General features: G+C 61.8%; 16 protein-coding genes. 4 read left to right on the top strand and 12 right to left on the bottom strand.

What is annotated here, in order from left to right; translation table 11 throughout:
- Positions 1-402: 402 nt before the first annotated feature.
- From DAAJ005_RS02145 to efp, 4 genes are all read right to left on the bottom strand, one after another.
- Positions 403-2226 carry a nucleoside-diphosphate sugar epimerase/dehydratase gene (locus DAAJ005_RS02145; protein WP_151845700.1) on the bottom strand — a complete coding sequence of 608 codons (1824 nt, stop codon included), beginning with the start codon at positions 2224-2226 and terminating at the stop codon, positions 403-405.
- Positions 2227-2514: 288 nt separating this feature from the next.
- Positions 2515-3264 (bottom strand): spermidine synthase, encoded by a 750-nt coding sequence (locus DAAJ005_RS02140; protein ID WP_226342525.1) that lies wholly within the window; start codon positions 3262-3264, stop codon positions 2515-2517.
- 90 nt (positions 3265-3354) lie between these two features.
- Complete coding sequence (locus tag DAAJ005_RS02135; RefSeq protein ID WP_151845699.1) at positions 3355-3888, bottom strand: endonuclease V; 534 nt, start codon at positions 3886-3888, stop codon at positions 3355-3357.
- Between the two features lie 76 nt (positions 3889-3964).
- Positions 3965-4522 (bottom strand): elongation factor P, encoded by a 558-nt coding sequence (gene efp, locus DAAJ005_RS02130; RefSeq protein WP_075835541.1) that lies wholly within the window; start codon positions 4520-4522, stop codon positions 3965-3967.
- Positions 4523-4815: 293 nt separating this feature from the next.
- Between efp and DAAJ005_RS02125 the strand changes: the two genes are divergently transcribed.
- Positions 4816-5550, top strand: coding sequence for a 50S ribosomal protein L25/general stress protein Ctc (locus DAAJ005_RS02125; protein ID WP_151845698.1), 735 nt, complete (start codon positions 4816-4818; stop codon positions 5548-5550).
- Between the two features lie 190 nt (positions 5551-5740).
- A complete protein-coding gene (gene rpoZ / locus DAAJ005_RS02120) occupies positions 5741-6040 on the top strand; it encodes a DNA-directed RNA polymerase subunit omega (protein WP_151845697.1) in 300 nt (99 codons plus the stop codon).
- Positions 6041-6412: 372 nt separating this feature from the next.
- Here the strand turns inward: rpoZ and DAAJ005_RS02115 are convergent, their stop codons facing one another.
- From DAAJ005_RS02115 to DAAJ005_RS02105, 3 genes are read right to left on the bottom strand one after another with little or no spacing between them, the layout of a single operon-like run.
- Positions 6413-7096 carry a tRNA (adenine(22)-N(1))-methyltransferase TrmK gene (locus DAAJ005_RS02115; protein WP_151845696.1) on the bottom strand — a complete coding sequence of 228 codons (684 nt, stop codon included), beginning with the start codon at positions 7094-7096 and terminating at the stop codon, positions 6413-6415.
- The gene (locus DAAJ005_RS02110) at positions 7077-7631 is read right to left on the bottom strand and encodes a YqhA family protein (protein WP_151845695.1); all 555 of its coding nucleotides are present in this window, start codon (positions 7629-7631) and stop codon (positions 7077-7079) included. The genes DAAJ005_RS02115 and DAAJ005_RS02110 overlap by 20 nt, the downstream gene beginning before the upstream one ends.
- On the bottom strand, positions 7631-8206 hold the full coding sequence (locus DAAJ005_RS02105; protein ID WP_370519748.1) for an MOSC domain-containing protein: 576 nt from the start codon (positions 8204-8206) through the stop codon (positions 7631-7633). Before DAAJ005_RS02105 ends, DAAJ005_RS02110 begins: the two co-directional genes overlap by 1 nt.
- 176 nt (positions 8207-8382) lie before the next feature.
- Here DAAJ005_RS02105 and tyrS point away from each other — a divergent pair, with 176 nt between their 5' ends.
- On the top strand, positions 8383-9636 hold the full coding sequence (tyrS, locus tag DAAJ005_RS02100; RefSeq protein ID WP_151845693.1) for a tyrosine--tRNA ligase: 1254 nt from the start codon (positions 8383-8385) through the stop codon (positions 9634-9636).
- A gap of 268 nt (positions 9637-9904) precedes the next feature.
- On the opposite strand, the gene pyk is transcribed toward tyrS, so the two are convergent.
- Complete coding sequence (pyk, locus tag DAAJ005_RS02095; protein ID WP_151845692.1) at positions 9905-11353, bottom strand: pyruvate kinase; 1449 nt, start codon at positions 11351-11353, stop codon at positions 9905-9907.
- A gap of 151 nt (positions 11354-11504) precedes the next feature.
- The gene (gene eno / locus DAAJ005_RS02090) at positions 11505-12773 is read right to left on the bottom strand and encodes a phosphopyruvate hydratase (protein WP_151845691.1); all 1269 of its coding nucleotides are present in this window, start codon (positions 12771-12773) and stop codon (positions 11505-11507) included.
- Positions 12774-12925: 152 nt separating this feature from the next.
- On the opposite strand from eno, the gene DAAJ005_RS02085 reads away from it, so the two are divergent.
- The gene (locus tag DAAJ005_RS02085) at positions 12926-13324 is read left to right on the top strand and encodes a nuclear transport factor 2 family protein (RefSeq protein WP_151845690.1); all 399 of its coding nucleotides are present in this window, start codon (positions 12926-12928) and stop codon (positions 13322-13324) included.
- A 95-nt stretch (positions 13325-13419) separates the two neighbouring features.
- Here DAAJ005_RS02085 and DAAJ005_RS02080 read toward each other — a convergent pair whose 3' ends face one another.
- From DAAJ005_RS02080 to dnaA, 3 genes are all read right to left on the bottom strand, one after another.
- Positions 13420-13755 carry a hypothetical protein gene (locus DAAJ005_RS02080; protein ID WP_151845689.1) on the bottom strand — a complete coding sequence of 112 codons (336 nt, stop codon included), beginning with the start codon at positions 13753-13755 and terminating at the stop codon, positions 13420-13422.
- Positions 13756-13831: 76 nt separating this feature from the next.
- Entirely contained in the window at positions 13832-14920 is a 1089-nt protein-coding gene (gene dnaN, locus DAAJ005_RS02075) for a DNA polymerase III subunit beta (RefSeq protein ID WP_151845688.1), read from the bottom strand.
- Between the two features lie 494 nt (positions 14921-15414).
- On the bottom strand, positions 15415-16776 hold the full coding sequence (gene dnaA, locus DAAJ005_RS02070; RefSeq protein WP_370519747.1) for a chromosomal replication initiator protein DnaA: 1362 nt from the start codon (positions 16774-16776) through the stop codon (positions 15415-15417).
- Between the last annotated feature and the right edge of the window lie 24 nt (positions 16777-16800).

Raw genomic sequence — 16800 nt, 5'->3', positions numbered from 1 at the left:
GCGAGCGAACTGATGAAGCTGGCCTTGGCGAACCGGGGACGCGCCGCCGACCGTCCGCTGCCCGCGCGCGGCGTAGACCTAGCTGTTTACTCCAGCACTGGTGTCAGGACCAGCAGCCTCAGCGGTGCCACTCTGGAGTCACAGGGGCGGATGTGCACGTCCTGCTGCCGCTGGGACTGGAGTGGAATGCACGGCCCAACAGGGCGAACCGCACGGTGGATGAGGCGATACGGACTCCGATTGAATCGTTTGCAAAAACGATGAAATCCAAGCGGATGCGAGAAAGAGAAGGACAGGTTCTGGGGGTCATATCTGCCCATGCCAAATCCTCAAATCGGAAGTTTGTATCAGGCCCAGAAATCAGATTCGGGGGCTGGCCCGGCACGCCGCCTCTTCCACGCTTCAGACCTGCATCTGACTTTCGTGGATGGCCCCATGCAGCAGGGTGCGGATGGCGCGGGCATCCTCGTGTCCAGCGGCGGCGCTCAGATCCGCGAGCAGGCCCCCGAGCTGTCCCGGCTGGACCTGCTGCAAGCGGGCCGAGAAGATCTCGGTGTGGCGGGTAGGAATCACGTCCTCCCCACTCGTCAGCAGTTCCTCGTACAGCTTCTCGCCGGGGCGCATGCCGCTAAAGACCACCTCGATATCCTGCGCGCCGGTCAGGCGGATCACGTCGCGGGCCAGATCGGCGATCTTGACCGGCTCGCCCATGTTCAAGAGATAGACGCTGCCGTTGTCAGCCAGCCCGCCCGCCTGCAACACCAGACGGCTGGCCTCCGGGATGGTCATGAAATAACGGGTCATGTCCGGGTGGGTGATGGTCACCGGGCCGCCCAGTTGAATCTGTTGCAAGAAGGTGGGAACCACGCTGCCCCGGCTGCCCAGCACGTTGCCGAAGCGCACCGATACGAACGCCTGCCCCGCTGCTGCGCGTGAGGCGGCGTCGGCAATCACCATCTCGGCAATGCGTTTGCTGGCCCCCATCACCGATGTGGGGTTGACCGCCTTGTCGGTGGAGATGTTCACCAGCCGCGTGACCCCGTATTTCAGGCACAGTTCGGCCACGTTGCGGGTGCCCAGGATATTGTTATGAACCGCCTCGCTGGGCGCGGCTTCCATCAACGGAACGTGTTTGTGGGCAGCAGCGTGAAAGACCACATCGGGCCGGTACGTCTCGAAGATGAATTCCAGACGCGACGGATTCCGCACGTCGGCGATCAGGGCCGTGACCTGGATGTCGGGCCGTTCGCGCCTCATCTCCTGCTCGATAGCAAAAATACTGTTCTCACCGCGCCCCACCAGCACCAGCCGGGCCGGGCGAAAGCGCGAGAGCTGCCGCACCAGCTCCGAGCCGATGGAACCGCCCGCACCCGTGACCAGCACCGTCTGACCATTGAGATAGTGGGAAATACTGTCCTGATCGATGTCCACCGGGGCACGGCGCAGCAGATCCTCGACGCTGACGCTGCGGAGCTGATTGGTGGTGACCTGACCGCCCATCAACTCGTACAGCCCGGGCACCGTGCGCGCCTGCAAACCCGCCGTGCGCGCTGCGTTGACGTATTGCCGGATGACCTGCCCCCCCGCCGAGGGCATGGCAATCACCAGCAGGGTGGCCCCTGTATCCTGCACAGCCTGACCCAGGTGTGACAGTGTGCCCAGCACAGGCAACCCCACCAGCACCATGCCCGTCTTCTCCGCCGAATCGTCGATGAAGCCCACCGGCTCCATGCCTTTTTCCGGCGATCTCAGCAGCTCGGCGGCCATCAGGCGGCCCGCATCCCCGGCTCCAGCGATCAGCACCCGGTCTGGAGCCTGCGCGTGGGTGGACAGACGGCGGCGGCGGCGACCCAGCCGCCAGCGGATCAGCAGCCGCAGACCAGACAGCAACCCCAGCGCCAGCACACCCTCGATCAGCGGAATAGACCACGGCACGAAGATCCACAGCCGCAGCACAGGCGTCAGCAACAGCATGGCCAATGTCACCAGCCCGGTCATATACGCCAACTGGCTGAGATCCTCGAAGGTTACGTAGCGCCAGATGTGCCGCGAGACCCGGAAATACCGCAGGGCCAGCCATTTCAGCGGCAACCCGACCAGGGCATAGATCAGAATTGAGAAGTCCACGCTTCCCAGCGCGTCGTCCAGGCGCAGAACGTAAGCCAGGACCGCCGCCAGTGTGAAGGCGAGCAGATCGAGCAGGAATTTACCCGTGGCACTTGTCATCGTTTTCCGTTCATATTATTTTTTATTTTCCAGACCCAGAATTCGGACACACAATGTCAGCAGGTCAATCGGGGAAGTTACGGCTCGGGCCAGGGAACCGTTGAACTCCATCTCATGGAAAGACCTTAATCTCGTCATTAATCTAGCAGAAAAGGAACGGGCTTCCTGCCTAACTCACAGTGCCAGACACTCTTGACGGGCATTGAGATTCGTTGACCTGGCAGAACAGCGACAGAACAGGATGCCCCGACTGGTGGACGAGCCTGGCGATTCCTCATCACAGGTACATCAGCGCTGGGTGCGTCGCTGCCGACGTTCCTGCTGTGGGGCACGGGCCGGGACGACGGCTGCCGCCTGCGTGCGGTGGGCCAGCCAGATGGTGTGGCGGGTCCCCTTGCCGGGCCGCGCCCGCACCGTCTGGACCTCTACCCGGAAGCCGGCCTGTTGCAGCCGCCGGGTAAAGCGGGTGTCCGGTGTGGCGGACCAGATGGCCAGCACGCCGCCGGGGCGCAGGGTCCGTTGTGCCGCCGCCAGCCCGGACGGCGAGTACAGCCAGTCGTTGCCATGGTGCGTCATGCCCTCAGGGCCGTTGTCCACGTCCAGCAGCACGGCGTCGTAGTTGGCGTGCCCACGGCGCAGCAGCTCGGCCACGTCGCCCACATGGACGCGGGTACGGGAATCCCGAATGGGGAAGGCCGCGCACGCGCCCAGCGGGCCTTTGTTCCATTCCACGACCTCCGGCACCAGTTCGGCCACCGTGACCACGCCCCTCGGCCCCAACGCCTTCAGGGCGGCGGCCAGCGTAAAGCCCATGCCCAGGCCGCCCACCAGCACATGCGGCGCAGGGCGGCCCGCGATGGGCGCGCAGCCCAGCTCGGCCAGCGCGTCCTCGGAAGCGTGCTGGCGGCTGTTCATCAGCTCGCTGATATAGCCCGAGATCTGGATGGAAAACTCCAGTTGTTCGCCCCGGCGGTAGAGGCAAAGCTCCTGATCGGTGCCGGGAATGGCGGCGCGGGCCAGCGGTACCCAGGGAATCATGCGGGGTCCAGTGGAGCGCGGACCACCACAGAGCATGGGGCATTCAAGAACTGATCAGGGGGCAGGAGTCGCGCAAGCATTGGATCAACTCTACCTTTCCCCGGCATTTTCCAGCAGTTTCTTGCTGCGGCAAAGGGTATCGGCGCGTTTAAGCAGTGTAGGAAGGCGGTGCGGCCCGGCCATCCGGGCGATCTGTGCCGCCGCCTGGGCAATATCGGTCCCCGCCGCCGTGACGAACAGGGGATTGAGGCTGCCGCCACGCGTCACGGCCAGCGCATGGCCCGAACCTTGAAAGGCCGTTTTCGCCACGCCAATGACCGGGACTTGCTGGTTCAGCGCCGCGAACAGGTGTGCGCCCAGGCCAGCGCGTCCGCCCGCGTCCAGGGTCACGTACCCGTCGATCACCACCGCGTCCAGCGTATGTACCTGGGCCGCCCCCTCCAGCAGCGCAAGCAGACACGGCAGTTCCCGTCTGTAGAACTCGCCGGGCTGATACGGCTCCACCTGCGGGACAGGGACGACCAATTCCCACGTCGGGGTAGCGTCTGTCCATTCCCGAAACAGCACGCCAGCAGCCCGCGCTGTGCCATCTGGGCGGTAATCCACGTCCGTACAGATCAGCATGTCTCCCCCATCAGCACATCTCTTCCATCAAAAAAGCCGCCCCCACCCAGAGGCAGAGACGACCCTAATTCAAAGCTCAGGCGCGGCTGAGGTACTGGCCGGTGCGGGTATCCACCTTGATGTCGATGTCCTGCTCTACGAACAGCGGCACCTGCACCATCGCGCCGGTTTCCAGCTTGGCAGGCTTGGTGCCGCCCGACGCGGTGTCACCGCGCAGGCCGGGATCAGTTTCCACGATCTTCAGAATCACCTGATTGGGCAGGGTGATGCTCAGGGCCTTCTCGCCGTACATGGCGACGTCGACCTCGGTGTTTTCCTTCATGAACTTGGAAGCGTCGCCCACCAGACTGGGGGGCAGCGTGACCTGCTCGAAGGTTTCCATGTCCATGAACATGTAGTCGTCGCCGTCCCTGTACAGGTACTGCATGGTCTTGCCTTCCACGTAGATGTCCTGCAACTTTTCGGTGCTGTTAAACGTGCGGTCCACGATGCTGCCAGATTCCATGTTGCGGAACTTGGTGACCACTTTTGCGCCACCGCGTCCCATCTTCAGGTGAGAGTAATCCAGGCACTCCCACAACCCGCCGTCCATTTCCACCTTGGTGCCGTTTCTCAGTTCGGTAACGCTGATCATGTCTGCTCCTTGAAGGTCTGAATGCTTTGGAAAGCGCGATTCAGACGCTGTGCCAACCGGGGCCGCCTCTGCCCCTCTGGTGTCCAGAAGTGGCGGGGGCCGCTCGGTGCCGCCCAGCAGTTTAGCAGAAGTGGAATGTGACCGTGCCCGCAGCCCTTCCCCTCTCAGGCTGGGGTTTGCTATGCTGCTAGGGTTGCCCGTCCACCCCCGCCCCCGGTCCCTGTAAAAAAGGTCCGACGAGCGGCGGGGAAGCTCAAGCAGAAGACGGAAAGCGCCAAGGAGAAAAGACGCACATGGAACTGAACGCCCAACCCCGCAAGAGCCGCGAAAAGCTGGCCGAAGGCATGATCCCCGCCGTCGCCTACAACAAGGAAAACAACGTTTCTTTCGCCCTGGACCTCAAGGCGTTCGACCGGGCTTTCCGCCAGACCAGCACCACCGGCCTGTACGACATCACCGTCGAAGGCCAGGAAACCTTTCCCGCACTGGTTAAGGCCATCCAGATGGACAAGCGCCGCCGCGTGCCAATCCATGTGGACTTCTACATGGTCACTTACGGCGAGGCCATTGAAGTGTCCGTGCCCGTGCATACCAAGGGCAAGAGCCAGGGCGAGATCATGGGCGGCCTGCTGGATACCGTCATCCACAACCTCGCCATCATCGCCCCCGGCCCGCGCCGCATTCCGCAGGAACTGATCGTGGACGTGTCCAAGCTCCAGATCGGTGACCACGTGACCGCTGGACAGATCAACCTGCCCGAAGGCGTCAAGCTGAACGTGGACGCTGATCAGGTTGTCATTAGCCTGCTGCCTCCGCGCATGACCACCGAGGAAGCCGAGGCCGAAACCCAGGCCGCCCAGATCGCCGGTCTGGTTGCTGCGGGCGAGCTGACCGAGGAAGCTGCCGCTGCCGTGCTGGAAGGCGACGCCACCCTGGAAGAAGCCAAGGCCGACGCTGTCTCCGATGCGGGCGACGACACTGCCGCCGAGAGCAGCGACGACGCCAAGACCGAAGAAGAGCAGTCCTAAACTCCTTCACCCACACAGGCCGGGGTTTCCAGCGATGGAGGCTTCCGGCCTTTGCAGCGGCTGAGTCGGCGCAGAAGCTGGCCTGAAGCGACATTTGCAAGCTGATGCCCCCTCCTGCCCACGTACAGGGGTTAAGCTGACTCATTGAAGAGGCCGGGCAACATGGGCCAGAACTGGAGGTTTAAGAATTATGGCAGAAAAAGACATTGACAAGTTGCTCGCGATGACGGACAGCAAGTACCGCTTGAGCGTCGTCACGGCCAAGCGCGCCCTGCAACTGCGCGCTGGAGCGCCCAGCGTATTGCCCGTCGAGCAGCGCGTGCGGACCCGCAATCTGGTCACCCAGGCCATGCGCGAGCTGGCCACCGGCCAACTGACGGTGGGCACCGATCTGCTGGACGAGAGCCGTTTTCATCAGGACTACGTGCGTCAGCGTCAGGCCCAGCTTCAGGCCCAGTTGAACGCCGAGCGCGAGCGCGAACGCGAGTAAAGATGCGGCAGGAAGAGCGGCGAATGGGATTGTTCCTGTTCGCCGCTTCTCTTCGGGCTATGCAAATGGCTTCTTGCAGTCACCCGGAAAACGCCGCCCCAGACAGGATTTTTTTTATCAGGCGCATGAAATTGACAAAACCCGAATAGAGCGCTATAGTTCTTATCAACACCGCCGAACGAGGCGGCTTTTTTATTGCCTTGTATTTTGGGTAGCGGGATCAAACTGCGAAAGTCCCAGCTATACATCTGCCTTCAAGCTCTACGCTAAAAAAGAGCGTCTAGCAGGCGATTTTTTAAACCCGCCGCATAAATTTGACAATTGCCGAATACCGCGCTATCTTATTCACATCACCGCCGAAAGGCGGGCTTTTTATTTTACCCCGTTGTCCAGCACCGCCAGAGCCGTTTTCGCTGTTTCTAGTTCGCCCCAGGATTCCCGCCCCGGCGCGGCGACTATTTGCAGGCGTGCGACGTCGGCCTTGATCTGACGGCGAATCACCTCACCGTCCAGACGTAGCAACAGCGGCCCGTATTTCAGCGCGGCGTCCAGCGGCACACCCTCGTATGCCGGGTCTGCACCATTGGCCCGCTCCAACCGCAGCACGGGGTAAGGCCAGTATCCGGCGATCAGGCGTTCGGCACGGACGTGATAGCCCGCCCCACGCGCCCACAGGCGGATTAGGAGGGCGGAGTCATTGGGTTGCAGGATTAGCGCTGGGGGCAACCTCTCCCCCGCCCGCTCCAGAATGCCCCGAATGGTGTACGCGCCCATGCCACACAGGCTGGCGCTGCCCACTTCGCCGGGAAGAATGGGGCCGAAGCCATCGCCCTCGCGGACTTCAATCTGGGCTTCCAGTCTGGACCGCGCGACACTGCGCCTCGCCTGTTCCAGCGGGCCGGGATTCAGTTCCACGGCGATACAGCGGCTGGCACGGCCCTCGCGGATTAGGCGCACAGGCAGGCGGGCGTGATCGCTGCCGATGTCGGCGTGAACGTCCGTGCGAATCAGCTCCAACACCGCTTCCAGACGGGCGTCAAGGGTGGGCATCGGCATCTGGCTTCTCTGGCCCAGCGTGTGCAGGTGGCCCGTGAATACGGCTCAGGACCGAACTGTAGACCCCCACCGCCAGAATCACGGCGGCAATGGCAGCGCCGTAAACCAGAATGCTGTTGTCGCCCGTCCACTCCAGCGCCACCGCGAAGAAATTGACCGCCAGCGCCGTGACCACCACGCCCAGCAGCTTTTGCTTCAGGTCATCAAACGAATCCACGTGCAGCCACTCCGGCACGTTCTGGAGCCGCCCGACGAACAGCCCCTGCAAGCCCAGCCCGATGATCAGCAGGGCCACCCCCACCAGCAACGTGTCGGCCTGTTCCACGGCGGCCACCAGAAGGTGCTTGGTGGTCTCGGGTTCGCCCAGATGCCGGAAGGCGTCGCCGATGGTGTGATACGCCTGGACAATCGCCACGATGAACAGCGCCAGACTGAAGGCCAGCGAGCTGAACACGCCCAGTTCCACGATCAGCCGCGTGAATCCGAAGGCCCGCCCCAGCATCCGGGCCGCGCGGGCTGCCTGCTTCTGCGCCATCAGTCCTTTTCCGTGGGTTCGGGAAGCAGCGCGGTCACGGTATCCCCCTCCCGGATCATGCCACCGACGATCACGCGCGCCGTCAGACCGCCGTGGCCACGCACCGCGTTGTAGCCGCCCTCGCCCAGATTCTCTTCCATGCGGGAGCAGGGATGGCACTCGCCCGTGCCTTCCAGCACCACCTCGCCGATCTGAAAACGGGCGTCCTTGAGGGCCAGCAGCGACACGCCAGAGACGACGATGTTGCGGCGCAGCAGCTCCGGCGTGACCTCGTCCAATCCGGCCAGCGCGGCAATCACGGGCAGATGTTCAGCCTGAATCAGCGTGACCTGCCGCTTGCCGGGACCGCCGGGGACGGATGGGTTGGAGGGTCTGGGCGTCGCTTCTATCTCACCAGACAGCGCAGTCAGACGGGCAGGAGCCATTTTGCCGTGGTCCCCGATCAGGCCGACGAGCGGATGAGCCTCTACCTCCAGCACACGCACAGGCGTCACGCGGCGGGCCGGGCGCAATCCAAGCCACTCCACCCGTCCGGGGCGGGGAAACGTCGTGCGGAGGTCCTGAATGGTCTTCACGCCCCTCATGCTATCCGCTACACTGCCCAGCATGAGGCGTTTGACCCGACGTGCCCCTTTGGAAGAACACTATCCACCCTGCCGCTAGCGGTAGGAGGTCAGTCTTAGCCTGAAATCCAAATCCCCAAGCGGCGCAGCCAGAACGGTTTGCGCCGCCTTTTCTTTGTGGAGTCGATATGAACGAAATTCGCCGGAATGTACCTGTAGACGAGCAGATTGAAATCCTCAAACGCGGCGTGGTCGATCTGGTGACCGAAGACGATCTGCGCCGCAAGCTGGAGCAGAGTTTAAAAACGGGCAAGCCCTTGCGCGTCAAGCTGGGCGCGGATCCCACCCGCCCGGACCTGCATCTGGGCCACGCGGTGATCCTCCGCAAGATGCGCCAGTTCCAGGATCTGGGCCATCAGGTCATCATGCTGATCGGCGATTTCACCGCCATGATCGGTGATCCCAGCGGCAAGAGCAAAACGCGCCCGCCGCTGACGCTGGAAGAAACCCGCGCCAACGCACAGAGCTACCTGGAACAGTGCCGCCTGATCCTGCGCGGCGAGCCGGAGGTGCTGGAAATCCGCTACAACGGCGAGTGGCTGGAGCCGATGGGCTACGCCGACGTGATCCGCCTCGCCAGCAAGTACACCGTGGCCCGCATTCTGGAGCGCGACGACTTCACCAAACGCCTGCAAGCCCAGACCCCGATCAGCCTGCACGAGCTGCTGTACCCGGTCACGCAGGGCTACGACTCGGTGGCGCTGGAGGCCGATGTGGAGCTGGGCGGCACCGATCAACTGTTCAACAATCTGGTGGGCCGCGCCCTGCAACGCGATTACGGCCAGGAAGCGCAGGTGGTCATGACCCTGCCGCTGCTGGTGGGCTTGGACGGCACCGAGAAAATGTCCAAGAGTCTGGACAACTACATCGGCCTGACCGACGAACCGCACGTCATGTTCGCTAAGCTGATGAAGGTGCCGGACGCACTGCTAGAAAATTACTTTACGTTGCTGACTGACCTGCCTAAGACCGAGATTTCAGAGCTTCTGGCCGGACATCCAGTCGCCGCCCACCGCGAACTGGCCCGCGCCGTGGTGCCGTGGTTCTCTCCCGACGCCGATCTGGACGCAGCAGAGGAACGCTTCAAGAGTGTGGCGAAGGGCGGCATCCCCGACAACATCCCCACCATTAACGTCACGGCGGGCCTGAACGACAGCATCGACGCAGACCGCATCAGCATGGCGAAACTGGTCGTCCTGGCTGGCCTGGAACCCAGCAACGGCGCGGCCAAAAAGCTGATTCAGAACAGGGGGCTGAAGCTGAACGGCGAGACCTACACCGATCCGCAGGGGCAACTGACGCGGGCCGAGCTGGCGGCAGAGGGCGGCGCGGTCATTCAGAAGGGCAAAGACAAGTTCACGCGACTGATTCTGGAGTCCTGACTCACCTGAAGGCTCCACGGGGCCTTCACGGACCTCTTGTACGTCAGGCGGATCGGGGAGAAATCTAAAAGTTATGCACAGGCTGGTGTGGATAACCACAGGCCCTGTAGAGAATGTCCTGGACAATCAAAAGTATTTGTTCTGTTCTGGACTTATCCACAGGCAAGGTGTGGATAAACCCTGTGCCTGTGGATAAAAAATCTGACCCGCCCCTGACGTTTGAAGTCGGGGCGGGTCGGTCTTTGAAGTCAGTTGCTAAAAGTAGCGATCAGAACTGAGAAACCACGCCCTCATCTCGCAAGGCTTCCACGCGCAGCATGTTGGTGGTGCCCTGCACGCCGAAGGGCACGCCCGCCGTGATCACGTAACGGTCCCCGATGTCGGCCAGACTGCTCTTCTTCAGTTCCTTGTTGGCAATGCGAACCATGTCGTCGGTGCTGCGCGGGTCCTCGCTGAGCATGGGCACGACGCCCCAGCTCAGGGCCAACTGGTTGCGGGTGACCTCGTTGGGGGTCAGCGCCAGAATCGCCATCGGCGGACGGTTCTTGGCGATCCGCAGGGCCGCGCCCCCGGTGCTGGTAAAAGCCACCACGGCGGACGCTCCCAGCTTGGCCCCAATGTTGCAGGCCGAGTAGGCAATCGAGTCCTGAGCCAGCGTGGTGTCGATCACCAGTTGGCGCTGGAGCATGCTGTAATGCTCGCTGGACTCGGCCTCGCGGGCAATGCGGTCCATCATCGCCACCGATTCCACGGGGTACAGCCCCGCCGCAGACTCTGCCGAGAGCATCACGGCGTCGGTACCATCGTAGATGGCGTTCGCCACGTCGCTGGCCTCGGCGCGGGTGGGGCGTGGCAGGCTGATCATGCTTTCCAGCATCTGCGTGGCGGTGATCACTGGCTTGCCTGCCTCGCGGCACAACCGGATCAGGCGTTTCTGGATGGTCGGCACCTGCTCGGCGCGCATTTCCACACCCAGGTCGCCGCGTGCCACCATGATGCCGTCCACTTCCTTGAGGATGTCCTCGAAACGGTCCACCGCCTGCGGCTTCTCGATCTTGGCCATCAGCTTGGCGCGGCTGCCGAAGCGCGACAGGTAGTGGCGGGCCAGCAGCAGATCGTCACGCGAACGCACGAAGCTCAGGGCCACCCAGTCCACGCCCAGTTCCGCGCCAAATTCCATGTCGGACACGTCCTTGTCGGACAGGGCAGGCACGCTCAGATCGGCCTCGGGGACGTTGATGCCCTTGTTGTTCTTCAGGACGCCGCCGATCACCACGCTGGTCAGGATGTCGTTGCCGCGCACGCTCTCCACGCGCAGGGCCATGTTGCCGTCGTCCAGCAGCAGGGCCATACCGGGATGCACGTCGCGGATCAGGTCTTTGTAGGTGGTGGAAACGCGCGTGGCGTCGCCCTCTACATCGTCCATCGTGATGGTGAAGTGATCGCCCGCCGCCAGCGTCACGGACCCTTCGGCAAAGCGCCCGACGCGAATCTTGGGACCCTGCAAATCCTGCAAAATGCCCACAGTGATGCCCTTCTGGGCGGCCAACTCGCGGACCATGTTGTAGGTCTGGCGGTGGTCCTCGGGATCGCCGTGACTGAAGTTCATGCGGACGACGTTCATCCCGGCGTCCATCATGCGGCCCAGCACTTCCGGGCTGCGGCTGGCTGGCCCAACGGTGGCGACGATCTTGGTGGCTCGGTCAAAATGTTTCATGTGATTGCCTCGTTTTGCCGCACCCTCAGCGAACCAGTGTGCGGGTGAAATTGGAAGTGATTCCAGTCAGAGTTGGAGGATTGAATTTCAAGAAAGCAGCGGACCCTGGAGTTTTCTCGATCTTCCAGCGTCCGCCGCCTGTGTTTTCGCCTTACCTGAGCGCCTTGCGGCCCGGATACACCGCGCGGTCACCCAGCATGTCCTCGATTCGCAGCAACTGGTTGTACTTGGCGATGCGGTCCGAGCGGCTGGCCGACCCGGTCTTGATCTGCCCGGCATTAGTGGCCACCGCCAGATCGGCGATGAACGAATCCTCGGACTCGCCGCTACGGTGACTGATGATGGTGCCGTAGCGGTTACGCTTGGCCAGCTCGATGGCGTCCATACTCTCAGTTAGAGAGCCGATCTGGTTGACCTTGACCAGAATCGCATTGCCCACCCCGGTATCGATGCCGCGCTGGAGGCGTTCGGGATTGGTCACGAACAGATCGTCGCCCACCAGTTGCACTTTGTCGCCAATCTTGGCAGTCAGCGCCTGCCAGCCGTCCCAGTCGTCCTCGGCCAGTCCGTCCTCGATGCTCACGATGGGGTAACGGGAAGCCCAGTCGGCCCAGAAATCCACCAACTCGGCGGTGGACAGCACGCGGCCCTCGCTTTCCAGGTGGTATTTGCCATCCTTGTAAAGCTCGGTGACGGCGGGGTCCAGCGCGATGCAGATGTCCTTGCCCGCCTCGTACCCGGCCTTCTCGATGGCCTCCAGCAGCACTTCCAGGGCTTCCTCGTTGCTCTTGAGATCCGGCGCGAAGCCGCCCTCGTCACCGACGTTGGTGTTGTAGCCGCGCCCGCTCAGGACTTTCTTGAGGCTGTGGAAGGTCTCAGTGCCGTAGCGCAGCGCCTCGCGGAAGCTGGGCGCACCCACCGGCATGACCATGAATTCCTGAAAATCCACCGAGTTGTCGGCGTGCATCCCACCGTTGATCAGGTTCATCATCGGCACGGGCAGCGTCTTGGCGTTGCTGCCGCCCAGGTAGCGGTACAGCGGCACGCCCAGTTCCTCGGCGGCGGCGCGGGCAGTGGCCAGGCTGACGGCCAAAATGGCGTTGCCGCCCATGTTGCCCTTGTTAGGGGTGCCGTCCAGTTCCATCATGGCCGCGTCCACCGCGCCCTGATCGCTGGCGTCCAGGCCCACCACGGCTGGCCCCAGCGCCTCGTTGACGTTCTTGACGGCCTTCTGCACGCCCTTGCCGCCGTAGCGACTGCCGCCGTCACGCAACTCCAGCGCCTCGTGGGTGCCGGTGCTGGCCCCACTGGGAACGATGGCGCGGCCTACGTAACCGCTGTCCAGATGAACTTCGGCTTCCACGGTGGGGTTTCCGCGCGAGTCCAGCACTTCACGGGCGATCACTTTTTCAATGTTCATGACGAGTCCTCCCGAACGCCACCCCTGCACCCGATCTGGAATCCACGGGGCGAGTAGGTGTATCTCGGACACTATAAGCGCCAGACGCCAGCAGGGGTAAGGGCGGTCTAAATCGGGTGGACACTCCAGGCAAACGGTCCGTAGAGTGATTCATGTCCGATGAAATTCGCGCACTGGAACGCACCCGACTTAAGGCGCTGGTCTATGGCGACATGAAAACCGCGTTCCAGCTTCACGCCCCGGACTTTGAACTCATCACGCCCAGCGGCTCACGCCTGACCAGGGATGAGTACCTGAATGCCCTCGCCGCCGGACGGTTGAAATACCTCGTCTGGGAACCCATTTCAGAGATTGAAGTCCGCTATTACGGCGACGCGGCATTCATCCGTTACCGCTCCAGGCTGGATGTAATTTCAGGCGAGCCGCAGGAAGTCGCTAACGATCTTCCTGCCGGGCCGCCCGGCATCTACTGGCACACGGATTTGTACGAACGGCGCGCAGGCGGCTGGCAGGTGGTGTGGTCACAGGCCACCCGGATCGACGGGACTTAAAATTGAAAAAACCCGCACTGGACCGAGAGTTATCCACAAAAGTTATCCACAGGCGAAATATCTGTGGATAACTTTGTGGACAGCTAAGAATTGAACTATTTCAATTTTTGCAGCAAGAGGAAAAAGCCGCTTACAGCGGCAAACAGGGCGCTTCTCCCAGTCCAGACCTCAACCCCCCTGTCCGTTGTCGGGATGGCAACAATGACCAGAGTCAAGGCGATTAGAGCGATAGTAGCGAGCAACAGGCGATAGAGAAACGAATTCAAAAATCTTCTCCCAATCGGCATCCGCACCCGAATCTTCGCCCCAGCCATTGAGATGAAAGCTGGAGGCGAGTAACGTAGGCGCACGGAAGAGGGCGTGGCGCAAAACCACTTTATCTTCTGACTTGTTGGGCGATCCTGATTCTTGGCGGAAGGCGGATCGCCCATGCTCTTTTGCTCTGCTAAATCATTTTGTCCTCCAACGACTATCCAGACATGCCCCGTAACGGCCCCCACTGGCCCCTTAAACGCGCAGCGTGACCATGACAGCCATATAGCCACCTCCACCACTCGCACGGAAGATGGCGGGGCTTGTGGAGCCGGAGAAGAGAAGCTCGGCTTCACCCTCGATCGGACCCAGGGCGTCGAGGACATGCCGGGCGTTGAAAGCCAGGCTCATGGCCGGTTCCACGCCGCCCTGCGTGACGGTCAGGGTGTCCTGCGCGCGGCCATAGTCCCCCTCGGCAGCCAGACGCAACTGCCCTTCGGAAACCAGAAATTCCACGCGGTTATTGGCGTTTTTGTCGGCCAGCACAGCCACACGGTTCACGGCTTCCTTGAGGGCGGTGGCGGGCAGCGTGACCTGCAACTTGATGTCCTTGGGGATTACGCGCTCGTAATCGGGGAAGTCGCCGTCCAGCAGTTTGAGGTTCATCCGCACGCGGTCCGTGGTCACGCTGAGCATGCCTTCGCCGTAGGTGAAGCGGACCTCGCCGTCCTTCAGCACGCGGATCAGCTCATCGACGCTGCGGGCCGGGATGATCAGGTTTCTGCCGTCACCGCTGACCGGAAAGTCGCGGATTGCCACCCGGTAGCCGTCCGAGGCAACGACGCGCGCCGAGCCGGTATCCGCGTGGTGTTCGAGCTTGATGCCCCGGAAGACCGCCTGAAAAGCCTCGTTGCTGGCGGCGTAACGCACGCTGCCCAGGGCACGGGCCAGTTCCTCGGCGTTCAAGCTCAGGTCCGCGTTGCTGGGGAAGCTCAGGGGCGGGTACGCCTCGGTGTCGCCGGTCTGCAACTTGAAATCCGAGCCGCCCGAACGCACCGCCAGCTCCTGCCCCACCAGTTCCAACTCCACCAGTTCGCCGCCTAGGTTGCGGACAATTTGCGCGAAAAGATGCGCCGGGACAACAAAATCCTTCGGCTCTTGCACCTCGGCGGGCACGAAGCACGACAGGTCAATTTCCAGATTCGTGCCGCTTAGAGTCAGTCCGGCCTCACTGGCCTCGACCTTCAGCGAGGTCAGGAGGGGGTTGCTGCTGCGGCTGGGGACCACCCGTTCCAGCAGACCCAGGCCCTCGCTCAAGGTTTTTTTAGTGACGTGCGCTTTCATGCCCTGACCTCTTGGGGGACTAACTCAATTTTTTGAGCTTTGGTTTTTTGCAGTTTGACTTTTTTCTGCGCGGATTTCATCTGGGGATTCTGACTCATTTCAACGTCTCACTTTTTGGTCTCGGTCTAAGATTTTCTGGATTGGCTTCCAACTCCTATCTCTTACCTGTCTTTAAATAACTATAAAAGATAGTAGTAGTAGTAATAGGGCCTGTGGAAACTGTGGAAAAGTGCCTTGCGGCTGCACTGGGCGCGCGTTTGGCCTGTGGATAAAATTGTGGATAAGTGGCACTTGCCTGTGGATAACCTGTGGATAAAAAGGGGGGTTATCCACAGGGGTGGAAAAAGCCCGAGTTATCCACAATTTTATCCACAGAAAAAACGGGGTTATCCACAGGTTATCCACAGGTTTATCCACAGCTTGTGAAACTCCGCACACCATTTTGGAACGGGTTTTGGAACTTATTTAAGTGGCAGGAGAATCTGATGGCGGGATTATGTATCAAAATCGTCCTCATCCAGCCCTTGCATTTTGCGGCGCAGCAACTCCACGGAGGCCGTGACCTCCTGATCCTTGCCCAGTTGCTCCGTAACCTTGTTGATGCCGTGCATGATCGTGGAGTGGTCCTTGCCGAAAAACTGCCCGATTTCCGGCAGCGAGTGGTCCGTCAGGTCGCGGATCAGGTACTGGGCCACCTGACGCGGCACCACCACCTCGCGCACCCGGCCCGCGCCACGGATCACGTCTGGGGGCATGTTGTAATGGGCCGCCACCTGACGCAGCACGTCAATCATCTCCACCTTGACTTCCTGCGGCGCAAAGACGTTGCTCAGCGCCTTGGCGGCCACGGCGCGCGAGAACGGCACGTTGTTCAGGCTGGAAAAGGCCACCACGCGCATCAAAGCCCCCTCCAGTTCACGGATGTTCTTGGTGACCTGTCGGGCAATAAGCTCCAGCACTTCCTGCGGGATGTCGATGCGGTTGTGCTCGGCGTTCATCTTGAGAATCGCCACGCGCGTTTCATACTCCGGCGACTGGATATCGGTGATCAGACCCCACTCGAAACGGCTTCGTAGACGGCCTTCCAGCGTCTGGATGTCCTTGGGCGGACGGTCCGAGCTGAGGATGATCTGCTTGTGGTTTTCGTAGAGCGCGTTGAAGGTATGGAAGAACTCCTCCTGCGTGCGCTCCTTGCCTGCCAGAAACTGGATGTCATCCACCAGCAGCAGGTCCACGCTGCGGTAGCGGTTACGGAACAGAGTCATCTTATCGTCGCGAATGGCGTTGATCAGGTCATTGGTGAACGACTCGGTGGACACGTATTCGATGCGCTTGTCGGGAAAGCGTTCGGACATGTAGTGCCCCACTGCGTGCATCAGGTGGGTTTTGCCCAGACCCACGTCGCCGTAGATGAACAGAGGGTTGTACGCCTTGCCAGGAGATTCGGCCACGCCCATCGCCGCCGCGTGCGCCAGGTTGTTGTTCGGCCCCACCACGAAATTCTCGAAGGTGTATTTGGGATTCAGCCGCTTGCGGTTCTCGGCCTGATCCTGCGCTGAGGGGCCGCCGGGTGCGCTGGGCGGCGGCCTGCTGGGTGGAGGCGGCGGGTCGGCGGGTGAAAAGAGGGTGTCCTGCGAGGCGGGCAGCACCTGAAAGCTGACCTGCGGATTCTGCGCGCCCAGCGAGCGCAGGGCGTCTTCGAGCAGTTCCAGATAGTGCTTGCGGAACCACTCCTGAGCAAACGAGTTGCGGACGCCCAGCACCAGCGAACCTTCCTTGACCCCCAGGTTTTTGACTGGGGCAAACCAGGTGTGGTACTCGACTTCCGAGATATTTTTGCGGACGTACCCCAGCACGTCCGACCAGATTTCCTGCGAGAT

Source organism: Deinococcus sp. AJ005, assembly GCF_009017495.1.
Classification (GTDB): Bacteria; Deinococcota; Deinococci; order Deinococcales; family Deinococcaceae; genus Deinococcus.
This window is presented reverse-complemented; position numbering and strand designations above follow the sequence as displayed.